Origin of the sequence: Paenibacillus pabuli, assembly GCF_039831995.1 — a bacterium.
In the GTDB taxonomy this organism is placed as follows: Bacteria; Bacillota; Bacilli; order Paenibacillales; family Paenibacillaceae; genus Paenibacillus; species Paenibacillus pabuli_C.
The window spans coordinates 486430-509245 of record NZ_JBDOIO010000003.1 but is presented as its reverse complement, the minus strand read 5'-3'; the positions used below and the strand labels follow the sequence as shown (position 1 = coordinate 509245).

Sequence of the window (22816 nt, the reverse complement as noted above, 5' to 3'; positions counted from 1 at the left end):
ATCACATTGATCAGCTGCTTTCTTTCTATAGTTGACAATCGTTTCTCGTTATTGAGTTGCTCTACGATATCCTTTTAGTAATCCCACTGCGTTAGATCCTGGATAAACCTACTCGCAAACACCAGTTCATCAGCAGTATACTTATCCAAAAACTTCATAAATCGCTCTTCAATTTCTTTATGGATCCGATCATGGATAACATGAATTTTGTGACCCTTTGAAGTTAAACTATAATAGACTTCTTTTTTATTGTCATTAATCTGCTGTCTTTTGATTAACGCCAGTTTTAAAAGTTTTTTACTAATTCTTGTGATGGACCCTTTCGTTAATCCGGTTTTTTCTGAAATGGAGGTGACATTTATCGGTGAGAAATCTCCGATACATGCGATGAGGTGAATCTCCGATAAGGTCAAATTCCCCTTTTCACCAAATTCCTTTTCGAATTTATGTATTTCCTCACTCATTCGGACGGACAACTTGCTTTCCCTTATGTCCTGTTGACTCATAAGATGAATAAAGCTTTTAAAAATCCATTCTTTAGAAAGATCCATTTGCTGCATATTCTTTGGTCTCCTCTATTCGCATATCTTACCTTATTATACATGATTGTTTCGCAAAAAACATTGGATACGCTTATATCGGAGAACACGTGGACCATAATTTCTTGGATATGGTCGTTAGCACTCCCATGCACTGACCCTCCCAATACCCAAAGAAAAAAATTATCACTCCTCCCCATTGGGATCGCTCCAATTTTCTTTCAGCAAAAGACAGGCGGGGAGAAAGCCCGGAAAGTGATGAATCCGAAGCTCCCGGGCATATTTTTGTTTCCCTCAAAACAATAATAGTAAAAAAAGTTACTTTTTGCTGATACTCTTAATTCCTTCCTCAATGCATTGTTCCAATTCACTTTCTTGATCGGAAATAGCCCATGCGATATATCCATCCGGTCGAATCATTGCTGTATGAACATTGTTCCAGTCAATAGCTGGTTCCACCAGCGTCGCGCTAACATATGTGAAATGCTGGATGGGCAGACGGCGAATGATGCTTTCCACGATCGGATCATTACCCAGGCTCAACAATACATATTTACCATCCCTGAAAAGTTCGTAGCTGCTCAAGAGATCGCCGTTTCCCTTACGCAATTTGATCTCTGCAAGCCTGCGACCATTTAACGGGTGAGCAGAAACCGTGTTCAGCACATCATAGCGAACATCCACGGCTGCAATTTGACTCGCTAAGTGGTAGTTTGCTTCCGGGTATTCCAACAAATCTGCTATCATTCTCCGCAAATGGATCGTTGTAGATGAAAAATCGGTACCAAATAGCAGGGTTTGTACACGTGTATTCCGAAGCAATGCTGAATTGACGGGAAAACGCTCTTCATGATAACTATCGAGCAACCCATCGGGTGCCCACCCTTTCACTTGCGCAGCCAGTTTCCACCCAAGGTTCATGGCCTCTTGCAGTCCAACGTTCATGCCTTGGCCTCCCGCAGGGAAATGGATATGAGCAGCATCCCCTGCAAGGAAAAGTCTTCCCTCTCTGTAACGGTCAGCTTGTCGGGTAGCATTGCCGAAGCGAGTCATCCAGTACGGATTCGAGATCCCGTAGTCGTCCCCTAATATGCGGAGCATTCCCGAGCGTAGTTCCTCCAGTGTAACAGGTGTGTCTTTTGGTATAGATTTTCTATCCGGATCGATAAAGACTACACGATGCAACTCTTTAGTCACAGGAACGATCATGATCATCCCGTTCTCGTTAAAGCTGGAAACGACACTCGTTGCAGGCGGGCGTTTAAATACAACATCGCCTTGGACCGCAGTAAGTGTTGCATCTGTTCCGTTAAAGGGAATGTTCGCCTGTTTGCGCACCATACTTCCGGCCCCGTCTGCACCAACCACGTACGCTGCTGTTAATGTCATTTCACCTTCAGTTCCAGTGACCGTCACTTCTACATATTCTAAATTTAGAGAGATGGACGTTACTTCCGTTCCTCTTCTTATCTCTGCACCTAACTCTCTGGCTCTCCGCTCCAGTACCTTTTCAGTTTCCGATTGGGCGATAAATAATGAATAATTGGATGAAGAGTCAATGACCGTAAAGTCCAATCGAGTTTCCAAGCCTGCAAAATGCCCGGTCGGCAGCGGTTTACCAATCTTCAACAATTCCGTTTTTATACCGCGCAAGTCCAGAATTTCTAATGTACGAGGATGGATGCTGAGTGCTCTAGAGTAAGGGGTGGTATTTTCTAATTTCTCCAAAATACAAACCTTGACCTCCGCCAAAGCGAGCTCCCCTGCCAACATCATGCCGACGGGTCCTCCGCCGATAATAATCACATCATAATTCATTTTCATGTATCTCCTCTCTTAGTTGGAAATCGATGCCATTGCATCCACTTCAATCAACCATTCCTCATAGGCCAGCGCCTGAACACCTATAAAGGTACTCGCAGTTTTGGGCCATCCCTCGCCGAATACTTCAAATCCGGCTTGGAAGATTGAATCAATCCATTCGGGCTTATGGTTTACGACATAAATCCTCATTTGAACAATACTCTTCGCTTCAGTATCAATTGCCTCCAAAGCTAGTTTCAGATTGGCAAAGACTTGCCTGGCCTGGAGCAGATAGTCACCCTTTCCAATCAACTCGCCTTTTTCGTTTAACGCAACTTGTCCGGAAATAAAAGCTAACGGTGAAGCGGGTATAATGACGATTTGTGAAATGAGATCTGTCACCGTTTGCGTAAGGGTACTCGGATTTATTCTTTTCATACGCCCTCCCAATATATTGTTTTGTGTAAAACAAAAATATAATATCACCAATAATGAATTAAAACAATAATAATTATATAATTTGTTTCTATAAAAACAATAAATCCGCATTATGAATTCGTTCTTTGTCTTTAACTTGCACTGTTCCTCACTTTTCTTGCCTTCTGTTCATTAGGGAAGTTATGTTTCAATAGAAAAATGCTCCCGCATCCGTGACCAGAATGGACGGGAGCACTTCAATTAGTCACTGAAGTAATGAGACTGTTTGAGGTTGGAGATCGGCGATCAGTGTAGGTTGCACGGGCCTCCATCCAAGAAGTTCCTGAGTTGCAACGCTTGATCTGGGGATATCGAGTACAGCAAGTGTGCTGAGAAAACCGAAGTGGGCATCTGCCTCTTTTCGTGATACTGATTACAGGCATGTACGAAAATCCAGATTCGTACCCATCCAACTTATAGATTTCTATAGATATGAATATCTATTCCAGTTTTCGAAGGTATGCCTTCGCCCATTAGTTCATCATTGTTCAAGTAGGACAGCGCTTGGCTGTTCGTGATGATTTTAGGAGAAGTTCGGAACAATACATTCTCCAGTTTCTCATCGAACATCCCATTATTCTCAATATACATTTTACACGCTTCACCTGTATAATCCTTACCTTGAAGCATGTATCTTGCAGATAAGCTATGCCGACTGCCATTTGGGCCAATAATTTGAGTATCTACACCTCCAGGAAGAATATCACCTTCGAAATATTTCCCTGTGACATGGCCACCAAAAGAAATCATAACTACGGAGTCGCCATCATTAGTATTGGAGAGATCCGTAGTATCCCCTATCGCAACATGTACCGTGAATACTTTTTCCCATGCCATGAAATTCACCTACTCTTTATATGATTCGCTGACTCCCAAATTCTTACGTCATACACCATTAAATCATGAGTAACCCCCATCCCAGGAACCGACTAGCGGTTCAAAAGCAGGACGGGGGCTTGGCTAATTATTGTCTACATTTGAAGAACGGAGCACTTATTGGACTGCAGTGACATTGATGTTATCCACATTCGGTCCTTCTGTGCCGGTTGTTACCACTTTAATCGTATTGGTTCCCGCGTTCATGGGGACCTGAATGGTTTTTTCACTCCAAGTCGACCAGCTTCCGGTCGCCGCAAAGGGTTCGTTGCTGATGACTTTGGTTCCGTTGACGAATATGTCGAGATTACGCGTTCCGCTTTCCAGGGCGTAACGAAATTTCACGTTTTTGGTACCTGTTATCGTGTTATTGATGGCATTCCACTGAATGGCCGAACCTGTATACGCATTAAAGTTCACGTATCCGGTCCCAGTGTATCCCGGGTAGAGAGTCTCGATAGCGGCATCGGTAAGTGTAGTACCCGTTTCCGCCTCGTACGTGGTTCCGCTGCCTGGAGTGACACTACTACCGGTAATGTTGGCTACAAACGTTGTTACGCTTTGGGCTGGCAGTTGTGCTGTAAAGGCTCCACCTGACACCATAATCGGTGCTCCGCTTGCCAGGTTTCGGCTGCTATCCGTTACCCAAGAAGATACCGTGGAAGCGTTACCATTCTGGAGGACAAATTTTTGGTTTACAGCTGAGGTGCCGCGATTAATCGCCACAATGACCACCTTGTTATCGCCTTTATAGGCCGAAACGAAAGTATTGGTATCCGGATTTTTGGTTGCATCGACTCGGTAATAGCCTGGTCGCACGAATTTGGAGAAGTGCGCCATATTATATCCACGTTTGCTAATGCTTCCATCCTCGTTCATCGGGCCGTATTGTCTCCGAATGTACCACCATACATAAGCCTGGAAATCTCCTTCAACCATGGCATTATGCATATGGTAAGATACGTCCAATGCCTCAGGCCAGCGATCCGACGAGTTGTTGTCACTGTTCGGGTAATACACTTCGGTCATCCACAGTTCTTTGCCGGCTCCCTTTTGCTTAAAGAGAGGGTATGCAAAATCTTTGAACTGGGTTCCATACGTATGCGCTCCCAGAATATCCATATTAGCGAGTGCCAGAGGATCATTCAGAATCGGGTCAGACATGTTTTTCAAGTACTGGAACGATTCAGGTGCCATGACTTTGGTATTCTGAATGGATCCAGCATTCTCCTTCATGAAACGAAGAATCTCCTGAGGTGTCCACCATGTCCATTCATGGGCATAATCCGGCTCATTTTGTACCGAAATGGCATACAGATCCACACCGTTATCTTTCATATAAGTGACAAAGTCGTTCAGATGCTGCGCGTACGCGGCATATTTGTCGTATCTCAATCGTTTGGCGTTCGTATCCCCGTTGTGATTGAAGGTTTCAACCATGTCACTTGGAGGATTCCACGGTGAAGCAAATACGAGGGCACCTTGCTCAATGGCTCTTTTCGCGGTAGCAACCTCTCTGTACCAGTTGTTTCTATTTTCGTCGACATAGATTCTTAGAATGGAAAAACCAAGCTGATTCGTTCCGTTGCCAAAGGCGGTTTCACGCTGAGCTGCCGTCAAATCGCCGATCCAGGCTGGATGGTTAATTCCTCCAAAGCCCTTGATAAGCTGCTTTTCGGAAGACAAATTAATGTTGGCATCACTTGCTGCTGATACATGTGTCGGCGTTAACATTAAAGGCAGGGCTGTTAAACAGGCCAACAGAACATGAACTGATTTTTTTAAATTCATCTTAAATTTCAATATCTTCACCTTCCTCATATTATTTTAAAATGAAAGCGTATCCAAATTTACCAACTTGTCCAGCATCGAATAAAAATTCACGTACCACTCCCTTTCAAATCAAAAGCAAAAACTAGATTTTATTTGTAAATCTTACTATATTATTCATTCAGCTAAAACCTGACAAAATATAGGTAATTTCTTGATTGCGAAGTAGCTATTCAGCAGTCAGATAAGCAGCTTGGCAGATGTCAAAGCTATAAAAAAATGACCCCTGAACAATACAGGAGTCATCTGTTAAGTACTTAGCAACTTCAAGGTTAGTTCTCCAACTGTTTACTACAAAGGTCTTAATTCAGCATTGAATCGGTCCATTTATGTCGTTTCGTTGTTTGTATTCTTATACAAAAAGTAATCAAAATCAGCATGCTTGCGGGTACCGCCAAGATCCTGCACACAGACACCAATATAAGTTCCTGTAAACCGGATGTATTCCGGAGATTCATCGGACAGATGTGTGACATCCAACCATCCACCAGCAGGATACCAAGATGGGTCATCATCACATGCATAGTAAAAGCAGGCACGGTCATACTCATACACAACCTTCAACCGAATCCGACTCACTGATTTCAAGGGAATATCCTCCAACAGTTCATCGTATATTCCGTATCTTGACTGAAGAATTCCCAAGCATATTCCCTTCTCTTCATGATAGGTAACCCGTAAATAGAGATAGTCTTTGGTATCGTAGTACAGTATTAGTCCTGCCATTTGCTGTGGATGGTCCGGGGCAAATTCCAGGCACGTTTCAGCTTCACACCTGAAATCCTGAAGCCTCCGGGCGACCATGCTTTGTCTGTGTGTCGAGCTCATGGACTCCATCCCGCGCAAGCGCAAGTAACCTGGACGTTCCGTCAGGCTGAGCCAAGATGGATCGGGTGGGATACGAAGGGTATTCCAATCGTTCCGGAGCTCTGATCGATCGAAATGGTCCATTTCCGGTGCTGGTTCAAATGGAACCGACGAGATTTTCGGTGCAGGCACCGAAACCTCCGGATGCCGACCACCGTTTGAAAGCTTCAGCCAGCCTTCATCGCTCCACGTACACGGTTGAAGAGCAGTCTCACGTCCTAGGATGCAAAATTTCTCATGAACTGGCCTTCCGACCAGATGAGCCATATACCATTCACCCGTGTGAGTTTCGACAAGACTGCCATGACCGGCCTTTTGCAGAGCTAGATCCGGCCTGCCGTATGAAGTGAGAATCGGATTAGCAGGGTCCACCTCATAAGGGCCTTGCAGGGAACGAGAGCGAGCAACCGTAACGGCATGCTCATAACCCGTACCGCCTTCAGCCGTAATCAAGTAATAATAATCTTTGTGTTTATATAGATGAGGCGCTTCTGTCAGTCCCAGTTCTGTTCCCTTAAAAATGTTAATGGCAGGTCCGATCAGCTTTTGGTCCTGAACAGAGTATTCCTGCAACACGATGCCTGCAAACCGATTTTTGCCCTTCCGATGATCCCAGATCATGTTAACCAGCCACTTGCGACCATCTTCATCGTGAAACAAGGAAGGATCGAAGCCGCTGCTGTTCAGAAAAACCGGTTCGGACCATGGCCCTTCAATAGCTGTTGCGGTCACAAGGTAATTGTGAGTATCTTTGAAAGCCCCTACACGACTTTTGACATCTGTGTAGATCAGGTAAAATACGCCGTTGTCAAAGCTAAGGCATGGCGCCCATACCCCTCCGGAATTAATGTTTCCTTCCATGTTCAGCTGAGTGCTACGGGTCAGCGGAGAAGTTATCGGCCGCCAATGAACTAGGTCCCGGGAATGGTGAATTCGTACACCCGGGAACCATTCGAAGGTGGAAGTGGCGATATAATAATCTTCCCCCGCCCTGCATATGGACGGATCGGGATGGAAACCGGTAAGAATGGGGTTGGTAATCATATTCATTATAGAAGCAACCTCCGGTATTAAAATAATGGCAGATACAACAAATGATAAAAATGCATCACCATGCCAGTGCTTTTTTGCCGGCTTCCAGGACAGTTATGATCCGGTCCACATCATATATATTCCCTCTCCATGTTCCGCCGCTGACAGCTTGCAGCGCAGCCCACAGCCTGGTATCATCCGGCAAATTTTCATCAGGACGCATATCTGGGTGGAAGGTCCTTTGAGCCAGAATGATAGCTCCTTCTTCCGGCGAAAACTCCGTATCTCCTTCTCCAATGAAGTTCACGCTGCCCTCCAGCTTGCCCCGATCCACAACGATGTCAATCAAGTCGCCGTTCCGGAGTTTGCCAATGGGCCCTCCTGCCAGCGCTTCGGGCCCAACATGGCCAATACATGCTCCGGTTGAAACTCCCGAGAAGCGGGCATCGGTGATGAGCGAAACATACTTCCCAAAAGACAAATGCTTGAGCGCAGAAGTAAGCTGATACGTTTCCTCCATCCCGGTTCCTGAAGGTCCACGACCGAGCAGTACAACAACGTCGCCAGCCAGAACCCCGCCAGTCTTAATGGCACGGATTGCCTCGCGTTCGGTTGTAAACACCTTGGCCCGGCCACGATGCCGATACACGCCATGCTCATCCAGCACATCAGGATCAATGGATGTGGATTTGATGACAGAGCCTTCTGGCGCGATATTCCCGGTTGGAAAGGTCACGGTCGAAGAAATCCCAAGACGCTGTGAGTGCTCTAAGCTCATGATCACACTGTCCGGATCAATCCCGTCCTTCTCTTCCAATTGCTTGCGTATGAGATGACGACGTTCCGACGATTCCCACCAATCCAGCACTTCACCCAGTGACGCACCTGTTACTGTGAGTACAGATTCATCCAGCAGGCCAAACTGTCTAAGGTGAAGCATGACCTCAGGAACACCTCCGGCCTGAAAAACCCGTATGGTTGGATGGAAGATCGGTCCGTTCGGCAGAGCACTAACCAGTCTTGGAACGTTCTTGTTCACCTGTATCCAGTCCTGTACCGTTGGCACAGTTAAACCCGCTGCATGGGCAGTAGCCGGGATGTGAAGAAGCAGGTTGGTAGATCCGCCGAATGCGGCATGAACGGCCATGGCATTGCGAATTGAAGCATCTGTAACAATGTCTGCCATCTTGATCCCTTGGGACTCCATGTTGATCAGTGCACGCGAAGATTGGCGCGCCATCTCGAACCAGATGGGCTGCCCTGAAGGTGCCAGAGCGGCATGCGGCACCGTCATGCCCATTGCCTCTGCTACCACCTGGGCGGTTGCCGCGGTCCCTAGAAACTGACAGCCGCCGCCCGGTGTAGCGCAGGCCCGGCACCCTAGCTCCGATGCCATCTCAAGAGAGAGCTCTCCATTCGCGTACCTTGCGCCAATGGTTTGAATTTTACCTGCATCCTCCCCATCCGTAGGCGGAAGCGTAACGCCGCCGGGAACAATAACTCCTGGCAGCTGCGGCATACCTGCAAGTGCAAGCATCATGGCGGGCAATCCCTTATCACAAGTTGCAACGCCAAGCACGCCTTTTCGCGTGGGGAGGGATCGAATCAATCTGCGGAATACCATCGCGGCATCGTTCCGGTACGGCAGTGAGTCGAACATGCCGGTTGTTCCTTGAGACCTGCCGTCGCAAGGGTCGCTGACATAGCCAGCAAACGGGATTCCTCCGTGGCTCGATATTTCTTCTGCGGCAGCTTTCATCAGCAAGCCGACTTCCCAGTGTCCCGTATGGTAGCCAAGAGCTGCGGGACTGCCATCTTCATTGCGGATACCGCCCTGCGTACTTAAGATTAGGAACTGTTTTCCGTTCAATTCTCCAGGCTTCCAACCCATTCCGACATTCTGAGACATGCCGAACAAGTCGCCGCTTGGAGCATTCCGCAGCAAATCATCGGTTAAAGGCAGACGTCCTGTTGCCCCTGGAGCATGCGCTATAATATCATAGCTGCTTAACTCCTTCTCCCCCATAATCGACATAATCTGTTCGTACATGGTAGCCTCCCACAGTTTATGACTTCACAAAGACTGTTTTGATTGCCGTAAAAAACTCGATGGCCGCTTGCCCCTGTTCTCTGGAATGCGAGCTTGACATCTTCATTCCACCGAACGGTGCCTGCAGTTCTACGCCGGCAGTTTCCGCATTAATTCTTACGAGTCCGGCATCCATATCCCGGATGAAGGACAGCATGGCCCCGACATTTTGTGTATAGATTGAAGCACTCAAACCATAATCGCTGTCATTTGCCGAAGCAATGGCCTCTTCCAAGGAATCCACAGGAATCAAGGCCAGGACCGGACCGAATATTTCTTCCCGGGCAATGGACATATGCGATTCGACACCTTCAAATACCGTCGGCTGTACATAAAATCCTTCTGCGAGCTCAGGATTGTCCGGTCTTTTTCCTCCAGCGAGCAGTACGGCACCTTCATCCTGTCCTTTTTGAATGTAACCAAGCACGGTACTCAGCTGGCTTTCACTCGCACATGGACCCATCCAGCTTCCGGAAGACATCCCGTCACCCAGACGGATTTCCTTGATTTGCGACAGGAGTTTTTCTTTAAAGGCATCATATACTTTTCGTTCAATAATGACCTTGCTGGTGGCCGTGCATTTTTGGCCAGTTGATTTCAAGCCGCCGCTGATCGTGGCCTCAACAGCCAAATCCAAATCAGCGTCTGCCGCGATGATAATCGGGTTTTTGCCACCCATTTCAAGCTGATATTTGGCTCCACGAGCAAGTGCTGCGGCGCCGACCCGCTTTCCAACTTCATTGGAACCAGTAAAAGTTATTCCGTTTACATCGGCGTGCTCAGCAAGTGCGGAGCCGATTACCGAGCCTTTTCCGCTCACGAGATTGAGAACACCAGCCGGGATGCCGGCCTCATCAAAACATTCCAAAACCTTGGCTGCTGTAACCGCCGTTTCCTGAGCTGGCTTCAATACAACGGTGTTGCCATAGATCAAAGCCGGTGCTGTTTTCCAGATGGGGATAGCCACCGGGAAGTTCCAAGGTGCAATGACACCTACTACGCCAAGCGGCACACGGGTCGTGAACATTAGTGCCTCCCTATCTGTTGAGGGAATCACATCACCCGTTTTTCGCATGCCTTCCCCCGCATAATATCTCAAAATGGCGACGCCGCGCATCGTTTCTCCTTTAGCTTCCGGGAATGTCTTCCCCATTTCTCTGGTCATGGCTTCCGCCACCTCGTCGGCCCGGCGCTCCAGCACATTAGCAGCTTGAAAAAGATAATTCCCCCGTTCCGCACCCGTTAAGTTCCGCCAGGCCTTCGCTGCTTCTTTTGCCGCTGCGACTGCATGGTTCAGGTCCTCTACACCCGAGGCTGGCACATAACCCACGATTTCTTTTCGATTCGCCGGATTAATGCTTGGTTCCGTCGATCCGGACGTTGGTTTTACCCATTCCCCGTTAATAAAATTGTTATAGGTCTGCTCTAACTGAAATGCGCTCATCGCATTCATCCTCCTTCTAAACTAGTTTGAAATGACAGGATTGATCAGTGTCCCGATATCACTTATGGATATTTCAATGCGGTCTCCTGGTTCAAGGGTGAAATCATTCGGAGGCACGATGCTAGTGCCTGTCAAAAGTACCGTACCGTCATACACATCGTTATCCCTTGCCAAAAAGGAAACCAGTTCATCCAGCTTGCGGTTTAATTCACTCGTACTCGCTTCACTTTTAACAACCATTGATTCATCCCGATAGATCTGGCAGACAATGCTGAATTCATAGGGATTCTTCACCGTTTCCGCTAGTCGAATAGCTGGACCTATGGAACAGGAATTGCGCCATATTTTGGCTTGTGGCAGATACAACGGGTTTTCCCCCTCGATATCGCGGCAGCTCATGTCATTTCCGGCGATGTATCCCACAATGCTGCCATCCGCGGCAAGCACCAATCCCAGCTCAGGCTCCGGGATCTGCCAAGTAGAATCGCTGCGCAGCGTGACAGCCTCATTCGGCCCGACAGTCCGGGCTGCTGTGGATTTAAAGAAGATCTCCGGTCTCTCTGCGTCATAGACCTTATCGTAGAAAGTTTCCGCATCCAACTTTCCATCTGTAGCTTCATAATTCCGCGCTTCCCGGCTCCGCTGATATGTCACACCTGCTGCCCACACTTCCGGTGCATCGACTGGTGTGATCAGGTGCAGAGAAGTCCAATCATCGGTCAGCTTGTTTACCGGTTTAAGAGCGCTTTCAATCCATTGAACCGGAGTAACACCCTTCTCCCTCGCCTGATAGATTAAAGTCATAAAATCTGCTTGCGGCAAACGATACGCTTGTTCATCATCCGTAACGGCTGCCAACCATTTCTGATGTCCATCCAAAAATCGAATAATTCTCATTCCAGCTTGCCCCCTATCTCCCTACCGGGTTGATAACATTACCATAGCACCAGCGATGTTTCATGACGATGTACTTATCACTCCGACGACTTACCCTTTTCACGCATTATTTTTCTGTTAAAATAAATCTATTCGTATTTGGAATACAGAGCGTTACGAGGAGGTAGCTGTGACCAAACTTTCAGAAGCCGTATATTTAGGCCGTCTGCCCGATGTTCGCATGTCTTTTCAATTGTTGGGACTGCATGCAAGACAAGTAGATTCCAACTGGACGTATCCGTCTCATGAGCATTCCATGTATGAAATTCACTGGATGTTGGACGGCGAGATGAACATGGTGGTCAACGGTCAGTCGTACAGTCAATCCGTTGGAGACCTTCTGTTTATCCGTCCGGGTATGACTCACTCCTGCACAGGTGCCGGACCGAAGGGTTTCACATACTTTTCTGTTCATTTCAGCGTACACGATACCTCCTTCTGCAGAGAACTCAACCGCTGCAAGGACATTTATTATCCGGCAGATTCGAGCCTGGCTTCAGGACTGTCCTCTTCACTATGTACCTTGTATGATCTGGCCACAGAACACTTATCCATGCCGTTGTCTTCCTCCAAACAGATGAAAGTCCATGCCGCCGTATTCGAACTGCTCGGCTCCCTGGTTGGCCAGTTATCTCAGAACGCATCCGTTACCTTATCGAGAAAAGAAACCATCGCCCACCAAATTGCCGAGCACATTGAGGACTCCGTAAGATATATCCACCTTCATGGTGACGTTCGGGAAAGCGAACGAACCTGGATCCAAGACATCGCGAAGTCACTGAACATTAGCCCTTCACAGATCAACCGGATCTTTCGGGAGGTATATGGTACAGCCCCGCGCAAGTTTTTATCAGAAACCCTTCTGAACGAAGCCCAGCGGCTGTTAAAACAAACAGACCTGAACATTGACCATATTGCGATGATGCTTGGATACAAGACCAATGCGCATTTCAGCCGTCAGTTCAAGCGATGGACGGGCATCACGCCAAGCGAATTTCGCATCCATTCCCAGCGGACTGCTGGAGCGGAGCATCTCGGTGATTGAAGTACTTTTCCACATGAAATAAGCAGCTGCCGGGTTACCAGCAGCTGCTTTGCTTCGTCTTAAGGGTGTTTCAATCTGTGTATCCGTTATGCTAATGTAAAAGAAGCCAGGCTCGCGCCTCCTGCTCCCCTGTAAGTCAAATACAAAGCCTGCCTGCCGTCTGGAACGGTAATGTCAGTCGTATATTTTTTCCATTCATTTGTAAAATGTACCGGGATCGTTCCCAGTACAGGACCGTCCCATGCGGTTTTAATCTCAAATTCTCCATTGCAATATCCACGAACCTTCACACTGACCTGGCGAATCCCATCACATTTGAAATATTTAAAACCTGCTGTGGCTGAATCCACCATATTGGCAATATATCCGACCTCTTCATCACCGTCTCGCCCATCCTGGGTAATCTTCGGAAAGCGGCTGTCCAGCCAAGCACCTCCTCCAAAACCACCGGTATACATTTGATCATCTTTTGCAAAAAGATTACATGCAAGGTATGCGGGATATTCCCCTTTTCCTTCAAGAGGGCCACCATTCACGCCGCAGGAAGTCATTTCTACCTGAGATATCATTCCATGCTCGTCAAAAGAGATGCGTTCAATGCAGCCCTGACGGTTAAATGCGTCCCCATTGGTATGGCGATGATAGAAAATGTACCAGTCTCCCTTGATCTCAACAATGCTGCCGTGATTGTTCCCGCCATAATACATCGGCTTGTCAGCTGGTTTATAGGAGTCAATATGTAGATCGCAGTTGCTTATGATTACACCCTGATATTCAAACCCTTTGTTAGGAAATTTACTGGTAGCATAGCATAATTCATGCATGACAATTGAGGAGTAAACCAAGTAGTAGGTATCCCCTCTTTTCCGGATGGAAGGGGCCTCGAAAAATTCATGTCCTTCGAATCCGCTGCCTTCGCTGTATGGCTGACTCGGCGCTATGAATACGGGCTCATCCACAATCGTCAGCATGTCCGGACCAAGCACCGTCGCCATCGCACCGTGTCTCGATCGGTCTCCAGGCGCACAGAATCCGGTATAAAGATACGTACACTCTCCTTCGGTCAGCACACCTGGATCAAATTGGGGCTCGTCCCCTTCCCTTTCCCCCAGGCGAGTGCCATCCGCATATTTCACGTATCCATAGAATTCATATTTGCCTGCAGGTGTATCGCATACAGCAACAGAAACAACCGGCACTTTATCCAGCACATAATAAAGATAATATCGTCCGTCAGGACCGAGCGTAACGTCTGGGGCGTAAAGGCACATACTGCCGCCCGGATTAAGCGGGTCATCTGCCTTTTGGTAGAATACACCTTCATTGCGCCAATTCCCGAGGTCATCCACAGGCGCCGACCAACATACGTAGTCGTTTAGACAAAAGACATGTCCGTTAAACCGGTCATGCGAACCGTACACATAAACTCTATCCTCAAATACATAAGGCTCACCGTCAGGGACGTACTCCCAGGATGGAAGATATGGATTTAACCCCTGTTTTTTCATAAAAACTACACTCCTCGTCAAAGTAATTAAGCAATATGAATCGAAAATGAATTCGGTATAATAGAAAAATAGTCCGTCTGACAAACTTACATGATATAGGTGAAAATCAATGACAAATATATTTTACGTTGAATATGACGCAGCACATCATAGCAATTTTGTTTTTGATATTCCCCAAGGACATCCCTGCTGGCTTTTGGTCATTACACAGACTCCCGCTCAGTTCTGGGTAGATGGAAAACTCAAGGAATACCCTCCTCATTGTGCTGTTCTTTTTGAGCCTCATCAAAAAATTTACTACCGGGCTTCCACAGGGAAATATATTAATGACTGGATCCGCTTTGCAAGCGATGAACCTTACGTAACCGAAACTTCGCTTCCCTATGGCAAGCCTTTTCCTTTGGATGATCCTGAATATTGCCACAAGCTGTTCCAGTTGCTCGTCGTAGAGAATTCATTCAATAAGGACTACAGAGAATCATCCATTGATTGTCTGCTCCGAACCCTGTTCAACAAGCTGCTGGAGTCTTACTTTCAAGAGGAAATTAGTCCTCAGCACTACAACCTTTTAAAGCTGCGTGCTGCCATCCATAACAATCCAAGCCACCCCTGGACCATATCGGAAATGGCTAAAATTATTAGCATCAGTCAGGGATACCTGCAGTTGATTTACAAAAAATTGTTTGGCCTCTCGTGTATGGATGATGTTATTCACAGCCGGATTCGCCTAGCCAAAGAATATCTCAGGCATGATCAGTATACGGTTGCGGAGATTGCAGACCGGTGCGGTTACCGCAATGTGGAGCATTTTTGCAGGCAGTTCAAACAAATGACCGGTTCATCACCCAAGAAATTTCACAAACGCGCGAGTAACTTAACTCCCGGCCCAGCAGATTCCAAAAAGGTTATCCTTTGATTCCGGTCATGGTAATCCCCTGAATAAAATATCTCTGTCCGATGAAGAAGAGGATCAGCACAGGAATAACGGTAATTAATGAAACGGCCATCAGCATCTGTATTTGCGAGGAGCCAAAAGAATTCTGGAAGAACTGCAAACCGATAGCGAGTGTGAAATTCTGATCGCTGTTCAGATAAATCAGCGGAGACATGTAATCATTCCAATGAAAGGTTATCGACATTAGACCGACCGTAATCAAAGCCGGTTTGATTGCAGGCAGCAGGATTTTGTAATAAATCTGGAATGCATTGGCACCGTCGATATATGCGGCTTCATCCAAATCTTTCGGAATCGTTTTGAAGAATTGCCGCAGCAGGAAAATGTTAAACGCACCTCCCCCAAAAAAGGACGGAACGATAAGAGGCATCAAGGTATCGAGCCAACCAAGCTTGGTGAACAAGAGGTAAGTAGGAACGAGAGTGACCTGACTGGGGAGCATCATGGTAGCAAGCACGAGCGTAAATAACAATCCGCTGTATCGAGATTTAAACCGCGCAAAGCCATAGGCTACGAATGAGGCAGAAAGAACCGTTCCAATCGTCGCAAGTCCTGTTACGATTAAGGTATTCCATGTATAACGGGTGAAATCCGCGTATTGCCAGCCCTGAATGAAGTTATCCCAAGTAAACGTTTCCGGGATGATTTTGGGAGGCAGCGTATAGGCTTCCGAAGGGATTTTAAAGGCGGTTGAAAGCATCCATATAAACGGAAAAATAAACACGACTGCAATGATCGTCAATATCACATAACTCAAGCTGACTTTAATCCGGCCGCTGTTTTTTTTACTTTTGTAATAAGCCTCCATGGTTGCACCTCCCAAATTTTAGTTATCGTAATAAACCCAGTGTCGGGAAGTCCGGTTTACGATTAGCGTGATGATCATAATAACGACGAACAATAACCAGGCCAGAGTTGACGCATAACCCATCTCGTTGTATTTAAATCCGCTGTTATAAATATGCATCATGTACGTGTAGGTGGAATAGCTGGGGCCACCCTCGGTCAGAATGTAAGGCTGCATAAAGATTTGGAATCCACCAATGATCCCCATAACGAGATTAAAATAAAGCGTTGGCGTGATCAGGGGCAGGGTAATCTGCGTAATTTTAACGAAACTGCTCGCTCCATCAATCTCAGCACTCTCATATAAGGCTTCCGGAATATCCTGCAGTCCCGCCAGCGTAATGATGATGGAATTTCCGATCGTCCAGACTCCCATAATAATAATCGCCGGCATCGCCCATTTCGTATCGCTCAACCAGTTAGGTCCTGTGATACCGAATAGAGAAAGGAAATAATTGATAAAGCCAAACTGGGCATTGAAAATCCAGCCCCAAAGCAAGGTAACCGCAACCCCCGATGTGATATACGGGATATAGAAGCTGGTTCTGAAAAAACCAACGCCCTTTATTTTTTGATTGAGCAGAAGAGCAATCAGAAACGACATGAGTAAACTGGCCGGAACAGAAACCAACACAAAATATAATGTGTTTAACAAAGAACGGTAAAAAAGTGGATCCTGTGTAAAGGCCCTGATGATATTATCTAAGCCGACAAATTGGCCTGAGCCGGTCATATCCATATCGGTGAAAACCAAAAAGATAGAATAACCCATTGGATATAAGGTGAATATTAGAAAACCTAAAAGCCATGGCGAGATAAAAAGGAAGAATTGTTTCTCCTCCCTGTTTTCAATGCGGTTGTTTCGCGCCTTCATTCTTTCGCCTCCAAAGCTGCCTCCTATTGAGACCGGATTAGGATAGAAGGGGGAAGATCGATCCCCCCTCGTTGTAACCAGGTGTTCATTATTCGTTTATTTACTTTGATGAATGGAGTCGAGAGCGGACTGAATTTGGGATGTATAGGCTTTGGCCGCTTCCTCTGCGGTTTTCCCTTGAACGGTGACCTGCTGCCAGGTTTGCTCATAGAGGTCCCCCGCCTTTGCAATGGAGCCACCCCACGGGAAAGTTATGGCATCCTGCAACCCTGTTACGAAATCCACCATGGAGATATCTGTGCCTTCAATTTTCAAATTGGCAAAAGTACTCTCCGCTGATTCTTTTGCCGCAGGAAGATTTACCTTACTGTACAGATCTCCGACCTCTTTATTCAGGGAGACCGTTTTAATATAAGCCCACGCCGCTTCCTTATTTTTAGAATCCTTGTTCATGGCGAAGCCTGTCTGGAATTTAATGTTGACGGTTTTACCGGATGGATCTTTTGGAGGCATCACGATACCCCATTGAAAATTAGAACCGATATTTTTGGCGATTGTCGAAGCTTCAAACACACCTAGCGGATACATCGCAGCTCTACCTGCAGCGAACATTTGGTCCATAGGCATGCTCTTGGCGGCTGCATCATCTGGCATTGCTTTTGCATTCACCAGGTCTCCGAACAACTGGTACCCCTTCAGGGTATTGGGATCATCCAGAGTCTGTTTGCTCCAATCCTCGTTATATGGCATCCCGCCGTATATAAAAGGAGCGAAGCTCTGCAAGATCCAGTGGGACACAATGCCATAGACCCGATTTGCACCTTCACCCGAGGAGACCTGTTTGGCTGTTGCCGAAAAATCATCCCAAGTCCAGTCATTCGTTGGATACGGGAGCCCCGCCTTGTCAAAAATGTCTTTATTATAAGCAATCATAAAATCAGAAGCGGTTGTTGGCATCCCTTCGCGTTTTCCGTCCGCATCGACATATCCCCCATCAACCCCCTGTGTTAACAAGGCCTCGAGGTCCAGTTGATCCTTCTCAATATAAGGGTTTAAATCTTCGAACCATTTGGATCTCAACCCTTTCCAGTCTGGAGATATCATGATCACATCACCGGCATTTCCAGCAGCCAGAGCTGCATCGAGCTTGACATCAATGTTATCTGCCGGGAGCCAAACTTCATGTACCTTCACTTTTGGATACAATTTTTTGAAAATTTTGGTGGCTTCCTTTCGAGACTGGAGCTCCTCGCCACCGCCCCACCCAAATACGGTAAGGTCACCGGAAATTTCTCCATTACCCGATGAATTTTCCGCTGCCTGATCACTGTTTGCTGAGCAGGCGGTGATCACTGTCACGAATATTCCGATAAGCAGAATGATTGCAAATTTTCTCATATATATCCTCCTTTTTATACTTAGGCGAGCGACTGGTGTCGTAACCCGATGAATGAATTTAGATTCTCAATGGCAATCGAATAAAAAGGAAATACTAATCTATCCTCATGTAACGCCGAGGATCTACAACCTTCCCAACCTGAATTTGTCATTACATTGCAAGGTGAAATTACAGTTAGCACATATTAAAACACCACTCTTTCTGCCTTGTTAGCGCTTCCATCGTTATTTAAAAGTAAGGTTTCTTCGTGCTTGATACAATGACATATCCTTAAGAATTATTGATGAATAATCATATTCTGAATTTGAAATCCAGGGTTTCAATTCAATGAATGCCAAAAAAGACGACTCTGATCTCCGCTGTTCAAAACGGTTAGAGTCGCCTTTTCTCTTTCTATTCTTTCACCTTTCTTACTGGAATTATGATGTGCGATAATGGCTTCGATAGTCCAGAGTAAGAAGGCCATTGGCAGACGCATTGGCTTTTTCTGCATCAAGCAGGCGGCGGAACAGGAACACCAAATTTAGCAGCAACAGGTTTTCGGTTTCTTTAAGCGGAATACCTATGATTCGTTCCAACTTTTCCAGTCGGTAAGCCGCTGTATTGCGGTGAATATATAACCTGGAGGACATTTCATTAATGTGGCCATTACATGTCGCATACGTTTCCAACGTCTGTAGAAGCTCAGGGTCATAGCCTTCTACTGTAAGCAGGCTGCCAATATAGCGGTCGATGTATTGCTGCATTTGCTCTCGCGGAATATCTTGGACCAACTTGAGGAGATCCTCCTGAACGGTGGACAATCTGCCAGCTTTTGCGGTCATTGCTTTCCCTCCTTGAGATGGGACGTACTCTTTCAAAATCAGCATGACTAGCTACTTACTTATGTTCATAGCTCCAGGGCATACGATTCTGAATTCCCTGCCGGTGCCTTGGTTAAGAAATGGCGAACCTTCACTATACGTCAATCGGCCTCGCAGCAGTGTCATCTTCACTTTACAGCCAAAGCTACGACCAATGTATGGTGAATGGCGATGCTTCTGATAAAGGTCTGACGCTTTAAGGGTGTAGGGAGCATTGAGGTCAACCAAGGCCAGATCGGCATCGCAGTTCACTGCAATGCGTCCCTTAACAGGAGCCAGCCCGAATCGTTCGGCTGGGGCCCCTGACAACAGGCGCGCCAGCAGCGGAAGCGGAACCCCCCTTTTCAGGTAGCCTTCGTCCAGCATCAATTCCAATGTGCTCTGTACACCGGCGATGCCGCCCCAGGATTCAAACATATCATCGCCTGTCTTCATGCTGGCTGGGCAGGGTGAATGATCCGAAGATAAAAAGTCAAACCATCCTCGCTGTAATCCGTCCCATAGCTTCTCCTGTTCTTCCGCATCACGTAGTGGAGGTGCACATTTCGCCACGGCACCCATGACCGCAAGGTCTTTGTCGGTCAGGCATAGATAATGCGGACAAGTCTCCAGGGTCACATCGACTCCCTCATGCCGGGCTTTACGAATTCGCCCTGCAGCGGATTCGCTGCTGATGTGGACAAAATGAACCCGGCAACCGCTCTCGGCTGCATAACGCAGCGCAGTTTCTACTGCTTCCACCTCTGCCTCTATCGGACGCGAGGATGTATAGCTCTCCGGGCCGAATCGACCCAGGCTACGTGCTTCACGGGTGAGTCGAGCTACGGTGGGCTCATGTTCAGCATGAAGCGCCAACAACTTTCCCGTCTCTGCAATCACTCGCATCCCTTCTCTCAGGGTTTCGTCGTCTGACCGACGAAACCCGTCCTTGTCCTTATCTCCCGGAGAAGACATGAAGGCCTTGAAACCGATCACTCCGGCGTCCGCCAACAGCGGCAGCTCTTTAAGATAGCCGGGCATAAGTCCACCCCAAAATCCATAATCAGCATACGTTTTACCTGCCGCACGATCTCTTTTTTGCTGAAGGGCCCTAACTGTAACTGTAGGAGGAACAGCGTTGAGCGGCATATCAAGAAAGCAGGTTCCACCTCCGGCAGCAAGAGCAGCGGAACCCGTCTTGAAACCTTCCCAGGATTCCAGACCCGGCTCATTAAAATGTACATGAGTGTCGATAACGCCAGGCATCACAGTCAGTCCATGCGCATCAATGATTTGGGTACCCGCCGGATCAATGTTTTCTGAGATTTCAGTAATCAATCCATTCCTAATACCGATATCCTTTCGCTCCACGGCAGCTTCCGTAACGATCGTTCCCCCTGTAATGACTAGATCATACGATGTTGCGGATTTCATGCTCCATTCCTCCTTGTCCATGCTTAAGGTGATAGCAGCACACCAGCAACATCCTATGTGTTAATGCCGATCAACCTTGCGGGATTTGTTGCTACCATCCGGTAAATATCATCCGGAGAGAATTGATAATCGAGCATGCTAGCAATCATTGTCCTCATGCCTTGTACAGGCGTTGAGGCCGCACGGATCCCATAGTCCGTACCAAGAACGAACTGATCTATTCCCACTTCACGGATGGTTTTCATCCATTTCGTCGCATTCGAGAATCTGCCGAGTTCAGCTCCCATATCCATATATTCTCGTTCTACATAGTAATGGGTCCGGGGGACATCAGGATACAGCCAATCCACAAGACAGGCCTCTAGAAAAGCACCCCTGGCGGCAGCCGATTTTTGCTCTTCGATTGTCATTTGTCCGCGGACGGGATGAGCGATCAACACCTTCGCAATACCGTATTGTTCTGCAAGGTCCAGTAGACGGAGCGCTTCCGGCACAGATACATGACCCGTATTCAGGTATACCTCCGGATGTTCTGCCACCATGCTTAAGATCTCATCCAGCGCTTCTGGAACAGGCCCTTCCAGCGGTATTGACGTCGCCACAGACAGTTCTCTCTCCACAAACTGCGGATAGACATCCTTAAACGGAACAAGCTTGCCGTCGATCAGTGTGGACTCACGCTCAGCTGAATGGCGTGTACAATGTGAACCGAAGCTGATGAAACGGCAGCCCTCTTCCATATGCAGTGCGGTTTTTACAGAACGCGGATTCATACCGCCATGGCAGGAATTCATCAAATAACCCCCATACGTGTGAATGCCCGGTACATGGCGGTTCACTACCCAGGCCATCCCTGAAGCCCAGCCGAATACATCATAGTACACGATGCTCCTCATGCCTGCAGCTGCGGCTTCTTGCGCTACCTGAATCGGGTCCAGATGCCCGGGGTTAGAGTTCAATACCGGACCGGCATGCACATGACTATCAATGGCACCAATCAGAAGCTCATCTGGCAGCTCCATTGACCTCCGGTAAAAAGATTCATTCCATTTTGTACGGTCTGGAGTCCGCTTCTGCGGTTGTTCTTGATTGGAATCGAAAGTAAGCATAGTAATCCCTCCGTTAATTATGAATTTAGACAGATAGCGATTATCCTTTAACAGATCCGGCCATGACGCCGGCAATAATCCGTGAGCTGAATACAAAATAAATAATTGTGACAGGTAGCATCGACAATATCATTCCGGCCATAAGCTGTGGATAGTTGGTGCTGTGCTGTGATTTGAAATAGGACATCCCGAGCGGAACCGTGCGCAGCGACTCATCATTGAGCAGTACCAGTGCAAAAGAAAATTCATTCCAACAGGAGAAAAATTGTAGAATTGCGACCGTTGTCAGTACAGGTATGGCTATCGGCAGGATAATACGGTACATGGTACCACTGAAGCTAAGGCCGTCGATTGCTGCTGCTTCCTCAATTTCTCTTGGAATGCCCATCACGTAGCTGCTGACCAACATAATTGGTAAAGACAGATTAAAGGCAATATAGGGGATGATGAGCGTATACCATTGATCTGCCAGCCCCCAATTTTTAAATAACAGGTAGATGGGAACAAGTAGAGCGTGAATGGGTACCAGCATACCGAAAAGGTAATAAAAGATCATTGCTCTCTTCCCTTTGAAGTCCAGCCGGGCCGTAATATAGCCTGTTACATATGCAATTGCCGTAATGCCAATGACGGACAGGAAGGTGACCCGCGCACTGTTCCACGATAGCTGCAGCATATTCGTCAGCTTAATCGCTTCCCAATAATTACTAAACTGCGGTGCACTTGGCAGACTAAGAATATTGTTGGCGAATTCTGCTTGTGTTTTCAATGATGAATAACCGATCCAGAGCAGCGGTATGATACAGCTCGCGGTAAAGAGAAGTAACAAGGCGTTCACGGCCAGCTTGGCTGGATTGGGAAGGAACCGACGGGGACTGCGCTGCGATTGTAGTTCCAGTTGTAACTCCATT

19 protein-coding genes are annotated in these 22816 nt (G+C 47.2%); 2 read left to right on the top strand and 17 right to left on the bottom strand.

The window, feature by feature from the left end:
- Positions 1-74: 74 nt before the first annotated feature.
- From ABGV42_RS04520 to ABGV42_RS04480, 9 genes are all read right to left on the bottom strand, one after another.
- Positions 75-560, bottom strand: a complete 486-nt coding sequence (locus ABGV42_RS04520; RefSeq protein WP_347380576.1) for a MarR family transcriptional regulator — start codon at positions 558-560, stop codon at positions 75-77.
- 297 nt (positions 561-857) lie between these two features.
- On the bottom strand, positions 858-2357 hold the full coding sequence (locus tag ABGV42_RS04515; protein WP_347380575.1) for a monooxygenase: 1500 nt from the start codon (positions 2355-2357) through the stop codon (positions 858-860).
- 18 nt (positions 2358-2375) lie between these two features.
- A complete protein-coding gene (locus tag ABGV42_RS04510) occupies positions 2376-2780 on the bottom strand; it encodes a RidA family protein (protein WP_347380574.1) in 405 nt (134 codons plus the stop codon).
- A 453-nt stretch (positions 2781-3233) separates the two neighbouring features.
- Positions 3234-3656 carry a DUF3237 family protein gene (locus tag ABGV42_RS04505; protein ID WP_347380573.1) on the bottom strand — a complete coding sequence of 141 codons (423 nt, stop codon included), beginning with the start codon at positions 3654-3656 and terminating at the stop codon, positions 3234-3236.
- Positions 3657-3812: 156 nt separating this feature from the next.
- A complete protein-coding gene (locus tag ABGV42_RS04500; RefSeq protein WP_347380572.1) occupies positions 3813-5498 on the bottom strand; it encodes a carbohydrate-binding protein in 1686 nt (561 codons plus the stop codon).
- Between the two features lie 354 nt (positions 5499-5852).
- Positions 5853-7442 carry a glycoside hydrolase family 43 protein gene (locus ABGV42_RS04495; RefSeq protein ID WP_347380571.1) on the bottom strand — a complete coding sequence of 530 codons (1590 nt, stop codon included), beginning with the start codon at positions 7440-7442 and terminating at the stop codon, positions 5853-5855.
- A gap of 58 nt (positions 7443-7500) precedes the next feature.
- Positions 7501-9474 (bottom strand): YjhG/YagF family D-xylonate dehydratase, encoded by a 1974-nt coding sequence (locus ABGV42_RS04490; RefSeq protein WP_347380570.1) that lies wholly within the window; start codon positions 9472-9474, stop codon positions 7501-7503.
- 16 nt (positions 9475-9490) lie between these two features.
- Positions 9491-10957 (bottom strand): alpha-ketoglutaric semialdehyde dehydrogenase GucD, encoded by a 1467-nt coding sequence (gene gucD, locus ABGV42_RS04485; protein ID WP_347380569.1) that lies wholly within the window; start codon positions 10955-10957, stop codon positions 9491-9493.
- 21 nt (positions 10958-10978) lie between these two features.
- On the bottom strand, positions 10979-11854 hold the full coding sequence (locus tag ABGV42_RS04480) for a fumarylacetoacetate hydrolase family protein (protein ID WP_347380568.1): 876 nt from the start codon (positions 11852-11854) through the stop codon (positions 10979-10981).
- Positions 11855-12023: 169 nt separating this feature from the next.
- On the opposite strand from ABGV42_RS04480, the gene ABGV42_RS04475 reads away from it, so the two are divergent.
- Positions 12024-12938, top strand: a complete 915-nt coding sequence (locus tag ABGV42_RS04475; RefSeq protein WP_347380567.1) for an AraC family transcriptional regulator — start codon at positions 12024-12026, stop codon at positions 12936-12938.
- Between the two features lie 86 nt (positions 12939-13024).
- Here the strand turns inward: ABGV42_RS04475 and ABGV42_RS04470 are convergent, their stop codons facing one another.
- Complete coding sequence (locus tag ABGV42_RS04470; RefSeq protein ID WP_347380566.1) at positions 13025-14446, bottom strand: family 43 glycosylhydrolase; 1422 nt, start codon at positions 14444-14446, stop codon at positions 13025-13027.
- A 109-nt stretch (positions 14447-14555) separates the two neighbouring features.
- On the opposite strand from ABGV42_RS04470, the gene ABGV42_RS04465 reads away from it, so the two are divergent.
- Positions 14556-15362: a helix-turn-helix transcriptional regulator gene (locus ABGV42_RS04465; RefSeq protein ID WP_347380565.1), complete on the top strand. Its 807-nt coding sequence runs from the start codon at positions 14556-14558 to the stop codon at positions 15360-15362.
- On the opposite strand, the gene ABGV42_RS04460 is transcribed toward ABGV42_RS04465, so the two are convergent.
- The 7 genes from ABGV42_RS04460 to ABGV42_RS04430 all read right to left on the bottom strand — a co-directional run bounded on the left by ABGV42_RS04460 (position 15352) and on the right by ABGV42_RS04430 (position 22815).
- Positions 15352-16209 (bottom strand): carbohydrate ABC transporter permease, encoded by an 858-nt coding sequence (locus ABGV42_RS04460; RefSeq protein WP_255247782.1) that lies wholly within the window; start codon positions 16207-16209, stop codon positions 15352-15354. The two genes, ABGV42_RS04465 and ABGV42_RS04460, sit on opposite strands and share 11 nt — an antisense overlap.
- An 18-nt stretch (positions 16210-16227) precedes the next feature.
- Positions 16228-17121, bottom strand: coding sequence for a carbohydrate ABC transporter permease (locus ABGV42_RS04455; RefSeq protein ID WP_347380564.1), 894 nt, complete (start codon positions 17119-17121; stop codon positions 16228-16230).
- Positions 17122-17217: 96 nt separating this feature from the next.
- Complete coding sequence (locus ABGV42_RS04450) at positions 17218-18519, bottom strand: ABC transporter substrate-binding protein (protein WP_347380563.1); 1302 nt, start codon at positions 18517-18519, stop codon at positions 17218-17220.
- A 420-nt stretch (positions 18520-18939) separates the two neighbouring features.
- The gene (locus ABGV42_RS04445; RefSeq protein WP_347380562.1) at positions 18940-19344 is read right to left on the bottom strand and encodes a PucR family transcriptional regulator; all 405 of its coding nucleotides are present in this window, start codon (positions 19342-19344) and stop codon (positions 18940-18942) included.
- Between the two features lie 51 nt (positions 19345-19395).
- The gene (allB, locus tag ABGV42_RS04440) at positions 19396-20796 is read right to left on the bottom strand and encodes an allantoinase AllB (RefSeq protein ID WP_347380561.1); all 1401 of its coding nucleotides are present in this window, start codon (positions 20794-20796) and stop codon (positions 19396-19398) included.
- A 53-nt stretch (positions 20797-20849) separates the two neighbouring features.
- The gene (locus tag ABGV42_RS04435; RefSeq protein ID WP_347380560.1) at positions 20850-21905 is read right to left on the bottom strand and encodes a DUF6282 family protein; all 1056 of its coding nucleotides are present in this window, start codon (positions 21903-21905) and stop codon (positions 20850-20852) included.
- 40 nt (positions 21906-21945) lie between these two features.
- Positions 21946-22815 (bottom strand): carbohydrate ABC transporter permease, encoded by an 870-nt coding sequence (locus ABGV42_RS04430; protein ID WP_347380559.1) that lies wholly within the window; start codon positions 22813-22815, stop codon positions 21946-21948.
- Position 22816: the final 1 nt, after the last annotated feature.